This is a genomic window from Butyricimonas synergistica DSM 23225, assembly GCF_000379665.1.
GTDB classification, from domain to species: Bacteria; Bacteroidota; Bacteroidia; order Bacteroidales; family Marinifilaceae; genus Butyricimonas; species Butyricimonas synergistica.
This window is the reverse complement of record NZ_KB903372.1, coordinates 64,453-77,438: the sequence shown is the minus strand read 5'-3', so window position 1 is coordinate 77,438 and position 12,986 is coordinate 64,453. Positions and strand designations below refer to the sequence as shown.

At 47.0% G+C, this 12,986-nt stretch carries 10 protein-coding genes; 1 reads left to right on the top strand and 9 read right to left on the bottom strand.

The annotated features are described in order from the left end of the window. Positions 1-2: 2 nt before the first annotated feature. The 5 genes from A3CY_RS0118160 to A3CY_RS21585 form a co-directional block, all read right to left on the bottom strand. On the bottom strand, positions 3-941 hold the full coding sequence (locus A3CY_RS0118160) for an ABC transporter ATP-binding protein (RefSeq protein ID WP_018339374.1): 939 nt from the start codon (positions 939-941) through the stop codon (positions 3-5). Positions 942-958: 17 nt separating this feature from the next. Beyond that, the gene (locus A3CY_RS0118155; RefSeq protein WP_018339373.1) at positions 959-3,256 is read right to left on the bottom strand and encodes a Gldg family protein; all 2,298 of its coding nucleotides are present in this window, start codon (positions 3,254-3,256) and stop codon (positions 959-961) included. Between the two features lie 16 nt (positions 3,257-3,272). Continuing rightward, positions 3,273-4,205 carry an ABC transporter ATP-binding protein gene (locus tag A3CY_RS0118150; RefSeq protein WP_018339372.1) on the bottom strand — a complete coding sequence of 311 codons (933 nt, stop codon included), beginning with the start codon at positions 4,203-4,205 and terminating at the stop codon, positions 3,273-3,275. A 111-nt stretch (positions 4,206-4,316) separates the two neighbouring features. Then, the gene (locus A3CY_RS0118145; protein ID WP_018339371.1) at positions 4,317-4,871 is read right to left on the bottom strand and encodes an RNA polymerase sigma factor; all 555 of its coding nucleotides are present in this window, start codon (positions 4,869-4,871) and stop codon (positions 4,317-4,319) included. Positions 4,872-5,062: 191 nt separating this feature from the next. After that, positions 5,063-5,716: a hypothetical protein gene (locus tag A3CY_RS21585; RefSeq protein WP_240388186.1), complete on the bottom strand. Its 654-nt coding sequence runs from the start codon at positions 5,714-5,716 to the stop codon at positions 5,063-5,065. A gap of 271 nt (positions 5,717-5,987) precedes the next feature. Between A3CY_RS21585 and A3CY_RS0118135 the strand changes: the two genes are divergently transcribed. Further along, the gene (locus A3CY_RS0118135) at positions 5,988-6,674 is read left to right on the top strand and encodes a hypothetical protein (RefSeq protein ID WP_018339369.1); all 687 of its coding nucleotides are present in this window, start codon (positions 5,988-5,990) and stop codon (positions 6,672-6,674) included. Positions 6,675-6,822: 148 nt separating this feature from the next. Here A3CY_RS0118135 and A3CY_RS0118130 read toward each other — a convergent pair whose 3' ends face one another. Genes A3CY_RS0118130 through A3CY_RS0118115 form a run of 4 tightly spaced genes read right to left on the bottom strand, consistent with a single transcriptional unit; the run spans position 6,823 to position 12,976 of the window. Further along, a complete protein-coding gene (locus A3CY_RS0118130) occupies positions 6,823-9,441 on the bottom strand; it encodes a zinc-dependent metalloprotease (RefSeq protein ID WP_018339368.1) in 2,619 nt (872 codons plus the stop codon). Between the two features lie 46 nt (positions 9,442-9,487). Next, positions 9,488-10,378, bottom strand: coding sequence for a BACON domain-containing protein (locus A3CY_RS0118125; RefSeq protein ID WP_018339367.1), 891 nt, complete (start codon positions 10,376-10,378; stop codon positions 9,488-9,490). Between the two features lie 27 nt (positions 10,379-10,405). After that, positions 10,406-11,488, bottom strand: a complete 1,083-nt coding sequence (locus tag A3CY_RS0118120; protein WP_018339366.1) for a hypothetical protein — start codon at positions 11,486-11,488, stop codon at positions 10,406-10,408. 21 nt (positions 11,489-11,509) lie between these two features. Then, entirely contained in the window at positions 11,510-12,976 is a 1,467-nt protein-coding gene (locus A3CY_RS0118115) for a RagB/SusD family nutrient uptake outer membrane protein (protein ID WP_018339365.1), read from the bottom strand. Positions 12,977-12,986: the final 10 nt, after the last annotated feature.

Sequence of the window (12,986 nt, the reverse complement as noted above, 5' to 3'; positions counted from 1 at the left end):
TTTCATTTTTTACAATTGAACTTTTTTCCTGATAGCTGGGCGAAAATCGTGTCAAGAGCCAGTCGCTCCAGTTGAATCTCGCATAATTGCCAAGCATTGGTCACGCTGAGTTGAACAATCCGTTCGCTAATTTCTTTTGACGCGTCAAATCGCAGGCGATAGCTTTGCCGGTCGATTTGTTCCACGGAGTCAACATCTTCAATCGCTTCAAGAGTCTGTAATGAAGGGGCGGCTTCAAACCGGACTAATAAAGAGGATGGAGCCACGTAGTTGTTGAAGTCATCCATGCTTCCTGAGAATACAAGTTTCCCCTGTTCGATCATTTGGATATTGTTGCAAGTTGCCTGTACCTCGGATAAGATATGGGTAGACAACAATACGGCATGATCTGTGGCGATTTCTTTTATCAAGCGGCGAATCTCGACAATTTGGTTCGGGTCAAGACCGTTTGTAGGTTCGTCCAAAATAACGAAACTGGGATTATGTACGATAGCTTGTGCGATACCCACCCGTTGTTGGTATCCCCCGGAAAGATTACTGATCATCCGGTTGCGGAAATGCGTGATGTCGCAGCGTTCCATGGCCCGTTTGACGGCTTCGGGTATATCTTTTGTCGGCATGAGTCGCAAGTTGGCACAATAAGTTAGGTATTCTTCCACGGTAATATCCGGGTAGAGAGGAGGTTTTTGGGGAAGGAACCCAATATGGCGTTTCGCTTCTATTGGGTTCTCCCGGAGGCTGTAACCGTTAAGGTAAACCTCTCCTTCGGTCTGGTTCAATACGCCGCAAATAATATTCATGGTAGTGGATTTCCCAGCTCCATTGGAGCCAAGTAACCCCAATACTCCTTTTTCTTTGATTTCGAAATTAATATCTTCTATTGCCCAATGTATATGATACCGGTGAGACAAATGTTCGACCTTTACAATTGAATTTTCCATGTGTTGTAATTTAAAATTTAAAACTTTCTTCTCTTGTACCACACCATAAGTCCGGCGAAAGCCAGGATAAATGGAATTACTCCTAGTGAAAAAGCTTTTATCCACGGGGTGGCTTTGCGGGTTAGGAATATCGTGTTATCAATGGCTTCAGGACGAGAGGTTTCTATGGGGAATTCTCCGTATGACAACCATTTAAACGTTTCGCTGATGAAATCGAAATTAACCGCGAAAATACCGTTACGGCTGTTTGCCAATTCCGTGTTGCTGATGCAGTCGGCATCTCCCGCGATCACGATACGTTGTTCTTTAGCTCCCCGTTGGCAGGTTAGTGCTAGGACGATGGGATAAGATGCTTCCTTCTCGCCGATAGCTTCGTTGATGGACAACTCCCCGTCTAGGAAGTCCGTTGTTTCCAATTCATTCCAACTATCTTTCGGAAGAGTCGTCGCGATAGGTTTGACCGTGTATCCTTTGTCTGTGTCATATTGCAGGGCGGAGGCATCGGGCATGGCGATACAAGCTTCCCAATCTTTGACTTTGGCATAGCGGGGACTTTGTGCCGCGGCATGGTCCGTAAGGCGTGCCGTGATAACGGATGGCAGGTAATCCTGGTTGCGCTGCACGAGAGTTCCGGGCATAAGTTTTACCCCGAAACGAGAGAGCAACGGGTTCATGGCTTCTTGTCGATTGGGTTCTCCAAGGATGAATAGGTTGCCACCTCGATCGATATACCTTTCCAGTCTTGCCATTTCCTCGTCGGAAAGCGGACTGCGCATGTCGGCGATAACCAGTATATTTACATCTTCCGGAATATCTTTATCTTTAATGGATAAGGTCATGGCGTCAAATCCTTGGTTGATCAACGAGTGGCGGAAATAAATACTCCGGGCAAACGTGTAATAGAAACGGTCTCCACCACTGTTCACGCTACGTTCGCCATGACCGGTAAGGAACGCTACTTTGGGGGCTGGTACTAAAAAGCGTTTCAATGCTGTGGTAATCTCTGTTTCCGATGGATGTTTCATCATGTCGTTGTAAAGGCGCAAGGTTGCCTTTTGCCCGTTTTCCCGTTCCAGCACGCGGACGAAACGATAGCCTTCGGATTTTAAATCGATGACTTGATCTATTTCTTCCTGTGAAAGGAACATATCAAAATCCAGATTCATGATTTTACAGATACGTTCAGCTCTTTCTTTCCCTTGCAACTCCATGAATCGGCCATCGAAAGAGGGCTCCACGGAAGATGCGTAGTAATAAACGTATTCCATTTTGATTTCTGGCTTGAAGCGCACGTATTGTTCGAAACGTTCGAAGTCGCTTTTTAATTGGCTGGGAAGGGCACTGCCATAATTGGCGTCCAAAATATTCATGTAAGTTGTGATTTTCAGGCCTCCATCAAGATTTTTAACAACTTCTTGACTGCCGGGAGTCAGTGTGTTTACCTTGAGGGCTGTCGCGTCATAATAAAATTTGCAGACAGGTAACGATGACAGGTATCCGATAAAAAGCGCGCAACCGACAACTGCAAAGTAACGGGCGGAAGTAACAAGCGAACTGCGTTTTTTCCGGGCAGCTTGTAGGCGCATGACAGAAAGTAGGATAAACAACATCACCACGATAATGAAGTACAAAATGTCCTCGCTGCATATTATTCCGGCAAGGAACTTGTAAGCGCGTCCCGAGATAGACAGCCAGTATGTGATGTCGCGCACGAGTGAAATATCTTGTCCAATTTCACCGATGAAATTCAACACGGCCAAAACAGCCAATGTTCCCATGGCGGCGACAACTTGGTAAGATGTGATGCTTGACATGAAAAGCCCTATCGCGGCGTAAGCGCACGTGAGCAAATAGAGCCCCAGTAAGCCGGTAAGGACGAAAGGCAAATCCATATTCTCTATAGTGAATGCACCGAAAACAACGTATATTAATAAGATAACCACTAGCATTGCACCGTAAATCAACATGGAAAGGTATTTGCCGAGAATAATTTGCGTTGTAGTTATCGGTGATGAATACAAAAATTTAATAGAGCCGCTGCTTAATTCCCGGCTCATTAGTCCCATGGTAATAAGCGGAATGTAAAGGTACAGGCTTTTGAGCATGGAAACGAATAACCCCGTGTACCCGGCAAATGTTTCTTTGGTAATCCCGCCCAGCCCGTATTCCAGGGCTTGGCGTTTTAATTGTCCACCGAAGTTGTCCGAAAAATTTAACCCTGCCTGAAAGGCGAAAATCACTAGGATCAGCCAAGATACAGGCGAACAGAATAGAATGCGAAGTTCTGTCTTCGCTAGTCTGAATATTGTTTTCATATATAAATGGTGTCTTTTATTTTTGAATATTTTTTCCTGACAGTTGGGCAAATGCCGCATCGAGAGAATCTCTTTCCAGTATAATCTCGTGCAGATGCCAATTATTGGTAACACTCAATTCGATCATTTTTTGGGTAATCTCTTGTCCTGAACTGAAATGCATTCTGAATCGGGTGTCCGTGATATGCTCCACGTGAGTGATTCCCGGGATTTTTGATAAGGTGTCTATTGACGGGGGGGCTGTCATGGAAACGATAAAAGTATTAGGCTCCATGTAATTGGAAAAATCATCCATGGTGCCCGAGAAAACGATTTTCCCGTGTTCGATCATGATAATGTTGTCGCAAGTGGCTTGTACTTCCGGCAAGATGTGAGTGGAAAGCAACACGGAATGGTCTTCAGCAATCTCTTTAATTAGGTGTCGTACTTCTACGATTTGATTCGGGTCCAATCCGTTTGTTGGTTCATCAAGAATCACGAATCTCGGGTTATGCACGATAGCTTGGGCAATACCCACTCGTTGCTGGTACCCTCCGGATAAGTTTTTGATCAACCGTCTGCTGAAATGTGCTATACCGCAGCGATTCTTTGCTTTTTCCACTGCGGTTTTGACTTGATTTTTATCAACCAGACGCATCAAGGCGCAGTGAGTCAGGTATTCGTCGACCGTGAGGTCCGGATACAATGGCGGTTTCTGTGGAAGAAAACCAATATGTTTTTTAGCCTCGACCGGATTTTCCCGAAGATTGATACCATTTATATATACTTCTCCGGCTGTCTGATTAAGAACTCCGCAAATGATATTCATCGTGGTGGATTTCCCCGCCCCGTTCGAGCCGAGCAACCCGAGAGTTCCTTTGCGTTTAATTTCGAAATTGATGTCTTTAATCGCCCACTGTACGCTGTAGCGATGCGAGAGATGTTCGACTTTTACTACTGATTCTTCCATAATCTTTTTATCGTGTTATTGGATTTTCGTTTCTAATAGCAGAACACGACAAAACTGGGAAAGGATGAATCGAGGGAGCTTTTTCACGTTATTTTGACATTTCTTTTAGAATTATTTTTCTGCCAGAAATAGCAAAAGAACGTAAAAATAGTCTTTTAATATCGTTCGTAACGAATTTAGTGCGTTGTATTTTAGCGTTTTAACAGAATTGACGGAAATATTTAGGATTTCTGAGATTTCTTTGTTTTGTTTTCCTTCTAAATACATTTTAACTATTCGTGCGCTTTGCGGGGGTAGGGCGTTTACTGCATCTTCTATAATTCGATATGTTTCCTCCTCGATCAAAAGATCTTTGAAAATGACCTCTTGCTTTTCCGCTTCAGGCGAAGTATAGTCGATAGTGACCTTTCTATCCCGGATGTGATTGAAGCATAAATTCTTGACAGACACGTAAAGAAATGTTTTTAAGCTAGGAATATCTTGGTAAGCATTTCGTTTTTCCCACAGTTTGATAAACGCCTCTTGTACAATGTCTTCTGCCGCTGTTTGATCAGCGATGAATTTCGTAGCGACAATACACATAGAAGGATAAAACTCTTGAAAGAGAGTTTCAAAGGCTTTAATATCCCCATTTTTAATGTCTTCGTATGTGATTATAGCACCCATTGCATTAAACCTTCGTTTATTGATTTCAAAAATACGAAAAAAAACATCTCACAGACTTTTAGATAGGATGTTTTTTTCCTCTGACAATTAGATGGTTTCGTGAAGTTCTCTTTTTTTACGGGAAAATATGGCATGATAGCAATAAACGAAGGTTTAATGATAGATACTTAATTATAGATTTATCATTCATATCAAACTTCCACGTACTCGCTTGGGGAGAACCGATTGGGGTTCTCGTTGCCGAAGAATAAATAGAGGTGTAAAGGGGTTCCATCCGGTTGTTTTGCCGTGGGAATTTCGATGATAACTTCGCCGTCGCCCCGGTGGGAGTTGATGCAGGTGATAAATTGCGGGGAACGGGGTTGCGTGCCGTAGAAGTAACCGATGTATACTTGGTCGGAAGCGCTTGCTTTCGGGCAATCAATATCGTTTTCCCATCGCAATGTGACTGTCCAGCCGTCACGTTCGGCACTCGTGATCACGGGAGCATCCAGTGTCCCCATCGAGAACCGGAACGTGGGGAATGCCCATACTCCTTCACCCGGGCGGAAGCAACTCCCGTTCACGGAATGGAATAGTGTGTCGCTCTTGGGAGCCCCTGTTTCTCTCGCCCACACGTTCCATATCGGCAATCCCCCGATGGCACGGCGGTACACTCGCCACATTTTGCGGACTTCGGTAAAGCGGTTCGAGGATTTTTCCTCGCCTTCCGTTCTTGTTTTTTTGGGACCTCGTTTGGTTTTGCAGGTTCTTACTTGACCGCCTTGAAGAAAGTAGGTAACCCCGTCCATTCTGATCGGTCCGTTGGCGAGTAGCGCGAGAAGTAGTGGTGATGTTTTATCCATAACCTATATGAGTTAAGTATTAATAGTGTATCAATTCCGGTACAATAGTACAAATAATATTGTAAATATACAATAGGTTCGCTGTAGCAACGCTGTATATATATAGCGTTGTTACAGCGAATCTACAGGGAATCTACAGCGTTTTACACGGTATTGATTCTGTATTGTTACGAAAATAAAACTAAAATAATTTATGTATTTCCCTTGTCTTGGGTTAATTTTGAATTTATTTCCTTATTTTTGTAAATAGGAAAAATAAAGTAAGAAGTTTATGGCAGAATTTGTAAATCCAATAGGAAAGATTAGGGGAAAATACGGGAACGTTATCGGTTACGTGAGGCCCGACGGGAAAAATTGTTGTAGAAGTACCTCGTTGAAACGTAAATCCGGGGGAGAACCACAAAAACGGCAGTCCATGGCGTTTGGGACTGTTGCGGGAAGAAAGCAGTGGATGATGGTGGTGATTCGGTTGGGTTTTCCCGGGGGAAACGGGTATGGCAAGGGGTTTAACGGGTTTACCGGTGCGAACGTGAAGAGCGCGGTCGTCGTGGAGAAAATAGACCCGGAAAAACCGGTGAGTAATCGTAAAAAGGCGGAGAAGGAATTCTCGGGAGTGATTGATTATGGCAAATTGCGCGTGGCGGCGGGACAGTTAGTGTCCCCGATGGTCGATGTCGAAGTTGATGCGGGGAACCGGAAGGTTGTTTTCACCCACGAGGGGATGCCCGTGGAGTCGGTTGATTGTTTCTCTGATGATAAGGTGTACGGGGTAATGCTTTCCGTGCCGAAGCGGCGTTGTCGGTTGCAAGAGTTGGGAACTCGGGGTGAATCGTTTGTTGCGAGCATGGATTTTCCCGGCAAAGCGGATGCGGACGGGCTTTTTGTTTATGTTTTCGCCGTGAGAGCTGACGGGAAAGATACTTCCGATTCGATATGCGTGTGGGAGCCGGAGGCGTGAGGGTATTTACTTGTTTCTCTGCTGATAGTATGAAAAATAGAAATTGTGTTTCGAGTGTATATTTTAGTGAATAATAAGAGGGGGCACTTTATTTCAAAATGATTGTGCCACCCCCTTTTTACCCAAAAGAACAAACCGTTTTGTCCGTTTATTTGTTCAAGGCTTTTATTTTGAACAGGATCGCCTGGTAGTGTGCTTTATCTATTTTGTTAGCAGAGGCGATTCGATTTTCCAATAAGTTTTTTACTTTGTTGAGCATGGTTATGTAGCAACTTTCGGATTCGTCGATGCTTTCGATTTCTAGTTTCTTTTGCCACTTGTAGCCGTAATCGAAATTTTGTTCCAACCGTTCGGCGATGGCAGCCTGTCCTTTTTCTTTCTCGATTTCTTTCAATTCTTTGTAATACCGCTGGGTCATGCCGGACGGGTCAAGGCGATAATCGATGATTTCGTCCAGCGAGGGGGCATAGGCATTGAAAAGCGGATCCTTACCTTCTATGATTCGTAGTGTTCCTTTCACGAGAGCCTGCATGGCGGAGCGTTGCAACATCCGGTCATTCGCGGTTAGTTTTTTGTTGTCGATGGTGTTTTTCCAGATTCCGGCATACAAGTCATCGTAGTAATCTTGTATCGTGTAAGGATCGTCTGACAGTTGGGCTGCTACCTGTACTTTGTTGGATAAGGTTTCAAATATGGTTTCTGCCATACTGGAAACGACACGGGAAGACATCTTCAGGGAAAGGCTTGCCTGTGGAGCGTTTGTCTGATTGTCCAGCCATTCGCAGTCCCGGAGTTGATTTAAGACCCAGTTGATGGAACGTTTTTGCAGGGCTTTGGGCAGGGGTTCAAAACGTTTGCCCGGCGTGCCTTCTTTTACTGCGGTCATGCGTATGCCGCCCACGTTGTACATCACGTTGCGAAGGTAACGGAAGTATTGGCTGGCTAGTTCCCCGTACAGTTCCTGCCGATGGAGGGTAGTTGCGTCGTCTTGAATCCAGTTGTTCAGGTTGGCGAAGATGTATTTCAGGTTTTTGATCCCGTATTCGCCTGCTTTAATCGGGTCGTCGCCGAGGTCTTCCTCGATGGCGGTCGGGTCGTAACGGCTCAGGATTTGTTGTTTGCCGTAACGGAAGCGGGGATCGCCGGCTTTCTCGTCCACCCATTTTTCCAGAATCTTGGCTTCTTCGGTGGAGGTCAGGTTGCCGGAGATGGGGGAGTACAACCATTTGATGGCGAATTCATCATATACGCCCAAGTCGGGAGGGGTTAATCTTACGCCTTGGTCACCCGGTTGAGCCACGTAGTTGAATCTGGCATAGTCCATGATAGACGGGGTGGTGCCGTATTTTTGGGTGAAGGTGGCTGAACGTAACGAATCGACAGGGTAGGCATTGGATGCGGACATATTGTGCATTAAACCGAGAGTGTGTCCTACCTCGTGGGCGATAACGTAGGCGATGGATTCCTTCACGATGTCGTCCGGCATTTTCTTGGTGCGGACGGAGGGATCGATATGTGCCGTTTGCACGAAACGCCAATTGTTGATTAGTTTGATGATGTTGTTGTAGACGATAACCGATGCGTTGATGATTTCCCCGGTCGTGGGGTCAACCCAAGAGGGACCCATGGCATTTTCGATGCTGAGCGGGACGTAGCGGATGCAGGAATATTTCAGGTTATCCGGGTCAAAGTCCGGGTCGTTTTTCGGGAAGTCCCGGACTTGTACGGCGTTTTTGAAACCGATTTTTTCGAATGCCTTGTTCCACCGGAGTACGCCTTCTTTTATGGGGTCTTGCCACAGTTGCGGGAAAGCGTTGTCGATGTAGTACACGATCGGCTTCTTCGGTTCTACCAGTTCGCCCCGTTCCCATGCGTTCATGTCTTTGGGTTCGAGCCGCCAACGGTTGGCTATGCTGTAAAAGTTGATTTTGTCTTCGTCCGTGGAGATATGTTGTTTCATGGTGAGGAAGATGCCCACGCGGGAGTCGGATATGCGGGCTTTCATTTTGTCTTCCGGTAGTAGCAGCACGGTGCGTACTACCCGGGCTGATACGTCGCCGCCGCCGCCGGAGAAGAACAGGAAGCGCAGGACGTAGCTGAATGACAAGTTGGATTCTATGGTCACGTTGTCGTCGAATGCCTTGATGTTGCCTAACGAGGATAGGTCTGATTTCATGTTGGAAACGACAGACAGGTATCCCAGTTGCGTGATGATGGGGGATAGTTCGGGTTCGTTGCCCATGAACATGGACGTCATGTCGAAGACCACTGCCGTGCTGTCCGGATTGTACGCGAGGACGGGGTATTTTTTGATGTACACGTCCTTGAAGCTGCTTTTGACAGCCCGGGTCAGGTTCGGGTCGGATTCGTCATATGTTACCGAGCTGGTTACGCGTTGCAGGTAGACCAGGCTGTCCTCGAGGACGAATTTCACGTGTATGGGGTCATGTCCCTTGTACCCGATGGGGCATACCGTGGGGTCACTGGATTCTGCCGGGGTGGAGGCGATCAACATTTCCCGAGTCATGTATTTTAACGGGAATTCAAAGTAGATTTTCCCCCCGAGTTTGTGTAAGGTGATGAAATTCCCTTTCGCGGTTTGGCAACCCGGTTTTTTGAGGAGTTTGTCATATTTGCTGACTTTCTTTTTTATGGAGTCTGTTTGAGTGGTTTTCTTTTTGTCCTTTCTCTTTTTTTCTCCTCCATACGCTAGGCTACATGGCACAAGAAGGGCTAGTGCCAGGATGAGTACATACAATCTTTTCATACATCCAATTTTTAAAGTTAACATTTTGTTTTTATTGTGTGATTATTTAAAAGGCTCGGATCGCTCTCACCCACCGTTTTGTTGTTTTGGAGGTGTAGGGCATACTTTTTTCGTTTGTTTTAAAGAGTACCTGGTAGGCATTTTGTGCGGTCATTTCGGAAGATGCCCACAGGTGCATATTGTTGTTATAGACGAATGGCGTTCCGCCGGCGGCAGTGACCATGGTATCGAATTGGTTTCTCCACGTGATGTTGTGTGTCCCGGCGAGTTGCTTGCATCCGGTGGCGGCGAAATAAAGTTCCTGTAATTCCTGGTAGGAGGGCAGGTACCATTCCCCGTCGGGGTTGTTGCCGTTTTTAGTGTTGTATATCCAGTGGAATATCGGGTATTTCCCGGCAAAGTCGGGGTCGTCTTTGTGGTTGCGGATGACGGTACGCGTGTTGTTTATGCCGTCGGTTTCCGATTGTACTTTTTCAAGCGCATCCGATACGCCCCACTCCCCTTCAAACATGTCGAGAGACATGATTAGACCGTGTTCTCCCCCGTGGGTGACTTTGTAGATGATGCCGATGGGATGGGTGGCATCCGGGTACGGGTCGCCGATAGCCCGCATGCTGGCTTTTTGGGTTACCATGAGGAAGCCTGGGGTTTTGCGTGAAACGACAATCACCCGTTCCGTTCGTTCCGATTTGGTGGGATTGGGCTCGGCACCCACGACCACGTAGCAGCTGTCACGGTCTGTTGTTAGCCATGAATTTTTGGAGGCGACAATTCGCCATTGGGGGTTGTCCGTGAATACTTCCACTTTTTGCGGTTCTCCGCTTGCCTCCAACGTGATGGTTTCTGTTGATAAGTCCAGCGTTTCCTCTTTGTCATCGTTACAGCTAATCATGCTACCGAGGCATAGGGTCAGGAGTAGATATATTAACTTTTTCATGTTCGTCGAATTTTAAGGTTTTCCGAATTACTTTTTTGACGTGGCTTGCAGTTCGTTCGAGAATTGCAGCGCTACTTGGTATTTGTCGAGTATGATTTCCATGTAGTGTTCCGCGTATTCGTCCACGAGTTCCTGAAATTCTTGTTCCGTGAGGTCTTTCAGGTCGTCCTCGTCCAGGTTCTCTTCCAGGAAGTCGGGGATGATTTTATTCATTTCTTTTTTCATGTTTTCCCGAAATCGATCGAGGGCTTCCCCGTACAGGAGCGTGGCTTTGAGGTAAGCGGCAAGGTCTTGCGCTTTCGTCGGGGTAGTGTATTCGTCAACGTCGGAGTATCTGCCGTCCGGGCTGGGAGCGAGGAAACCGAAGCCGTACCAGATATCGAATGCCGGGTGGGTGCCCCTCGGGTCTTTGTAATAATTGTCCAGGACACAGCCGTATATGGTATGCCCGGCTTCCGGGTCTTCCCATTCAGCCAGTTCCTCGGAGAGGGCGTAGAAATTTTCGACTTGTTCCGTCGGGTTCTTGTACAGGTGAGCCCCACAGATTTCTCCCGTGATTTCGGCTGCAAAATCATCTTGTTCGTCGGCGGTCATTCCTTGAATGTCTTCGACAGCGCCGATGGCGGTCGTCATCATTGCCGTCCATGTTTTCCCGACTCTCATGGTGGTAGAGGATGTCGTGTTGAGTATCAATTCCTTGACGAGCAGTAAACTTTTGGGATAGGCAATAGCCGGAATGGCGGGTATTACTTTTTGCTGGACAAATTTGATTGCGTCGTAAAGTTTGTCTCGGTCTGCCGACAACGTGTATTCGACGGTCTGGTTGTTCTCTTCTATCGTGTAGCATAAGTCCAATATCTCGTAATGGATGACTGAATCGCCGTATCCGGACATTCCCCTGTATTGCGAACCGATGGTGTCGTTGTAGTAGACGGAAATCCTGTTTTTTTTGTAAATATCGTAACGCAGCCCGTCTAACGGGTCGTCGCTGGGCTGGATGGCGAACCAGTCGATGTCGGCGTACGTGGGGTCTAATCTGCCGTCGTCGCTTGTGCATCCGCAGAGAAGTAGCCCCGCTAAAAGAATGTATAGTAATATATTATTTTTCATATTATGGTGTTTTTTATGGTGTTATTCTTTACTTTCCGGTTGCCGGTCTTTGCGTTCTTCGTTTTGGATCAGGGCACCCTGGTTTTCGGTGATTTCGTCTTCCGGGATCAGGAGTGTCCACCCGGAGGGTTCTTCCGAGTATTTGCCCAGTACCATGTCGTTCAAGGTGACGGCGGAACCATCCTCGTAGTAGGGGTGGCGGATACTCGTTTCGGAAGGGTATTTGGGACTGACGGCATAGCGCCGCAGGTCAAACCAGCGATGTCCTTCGAAGGTGAGTTCAAGTCGTCGTTCGGTACGGATGAAGTTTACCAAGTCTTCGCCGCTTTGAGTGATTGCACCACCGCTCTTGTCCGCGAATCGTTTTGCACGCAGGGCTTTGAGCAATTCGATGGCTTCTGCGTCTTCGCCTAGGATGGCTAAGGCTTCGGCTTTGTTTAGGTAAGCTTCGGATAGCCGGAGCCCGAAGGTGTCGGAGTATTCCCCTCCGGCAGAGGATGCCTGTTTGTTCGGGTAGTTGTAGCGGGCACCACCGAAATTACCCGATTTGAAGAATAGTTTGTTGCGTAAATCTCCCTGCACGTACAGTTTTAAGAATTCGTCCCGAACCCGGAAAAAACTACGGTACATATACATATATAGTTCGTTGGAACCGCCGAAGGAGTTGCCGCCATTGGTGAATATGGTTTCCGGTGACGTGGCGGATAACGCTTTGCCCGCGGTCACGGAATTGTAGTCGAGGAGGTGGTATTGGGGTTTCGCCATCACGGAGTCGCAATGTTTGATGCATTCGTCCCATTCGCCCATGTACAGGTACAAGCGGCTTAACAGAAGGTGGGCGGCTTCTTCCGATGCCCGAAAGGTGGTGGGCTGGTTGATGCCTTTCAGGCATATGATGGCATTTTTCAGGTCGGAGATCATTTGGTCGTAACATTCTTGCAGGGTGTTGCGGGTGAAATTGCGGTCTTCGATTTTTGCCGTTAGTTTCAACGGTATGCCCAAATCCAGCTCTGCCGTGGCTTTCGAGTAGGGTTTCGCGTAAATGTTTGTCAGGAAAAAGTAGTATCCTGCCCGGAGAAAGTGTGATTCTCCTTTGATTCGACGGTAGCCGTCGCCTTTTTCATCCTTGAAGTCATCGATTTCACTGAGGATGGTGTTCAGGCACAAGATGTGTTTATACAGGTCGCTCCACGTGTCCTCAGAGTCCGGGTTCGCTTCCCAGTTGTAGAATTTCAGGTACTGTTGCATGGAACTCATGACGGCAGTCACGGTGCGGGTGTATTCCACGTCGTCGTCCATGAGATTGAGCCATTTGCCGATGTCCCATCTGGTAGGACCGGAGAGGTAGCCGTCACCGATGAGGAGTTCATTGAAGTCGTCGGTGCTGGTGGGGTACACGGTGTCTTTCGGGTATTTGGTAAGAAAATCGTGGCAGGAGGTTAGTGCCAGCACGATGATGACCGATATGTAAAGTATTCCTGTTTTCATAGATCGTTTA

Excerpts from the sequence above, each read along its gene's own strand:
- A3CY_RS0118120 (WP_018339366.1), bottom strand. The coding sequence starts at position 11,488 with ATGAAAAATAATATATTACTATACATTCTTTTAGCGGGGCTACTTCTC.
- A3CY_RS0118145 (WP_018339371.1), bottom strand. The coding sequence starts at position 4,871 with ATGGGTGCTATAATCACATACGAAGACATTAAAAATGGGGATATTAAA.
- A3CY_RS0118115 (WP_018339365.1), bottom strand. The coding sequence starts at position 12,976 with ATGAAAACAGGAATACTTTACATATCGGTCATCATCGTGCTGGCACTA.
- A3CY_RS0118130 (WP_018339368.1), bottom strand. The coding sequence starts at position 9,441 with ATGAAAAGATTGTATGTACTCATCCTGGCACTAGCCCTTCTTGTGCCA.
- A3CY_RS0118150 (WP_018339372.1), bottom strand. The coding sequence starts at position 4,205 with ATGGAAGAATCAGTAGTAAAAGTCGAACATCTCTCGCATCGCTACAGC.
- A3CY_RS0118135 (WP_018339369.1), top strand. The coding sequence starts at position 5,988 with ATGGCAGAATTTGTAAATCCAATAGGAAAGATTAGGGGAAAATACGGG.
- A3CY_RS21585 (WP_240388186.1), bottom strand. The coding sequence starts at position 5,716 with ATGGATAAAACATCACCACTACTTCTCGCGCTACTCGCCAACGGACCG.
- A3CY_RS0118155 (WP_018339373.1), bottom strand. The coding sequence starts at position 3,256 with ATGAAAACAATATTCAGACTAGCGAAGACAGAACTTCGCATTCTATTC.
- A3CY_RS0118160 (WP_018339374.1), bottom strand. The coding sequence starts at position 941 with ATGGAAAATTCAATTGTAAAGGTCGAACATTTGTCTCACCGGTATCAT.
- A3CY_RS0118125 (WP_018339367.1), bottom strand. The coding sequence starts at position 10,378 with ATGAAAAAGTTAATATATCTACTCCTGACCCTATGCCTCGGTAGCATG.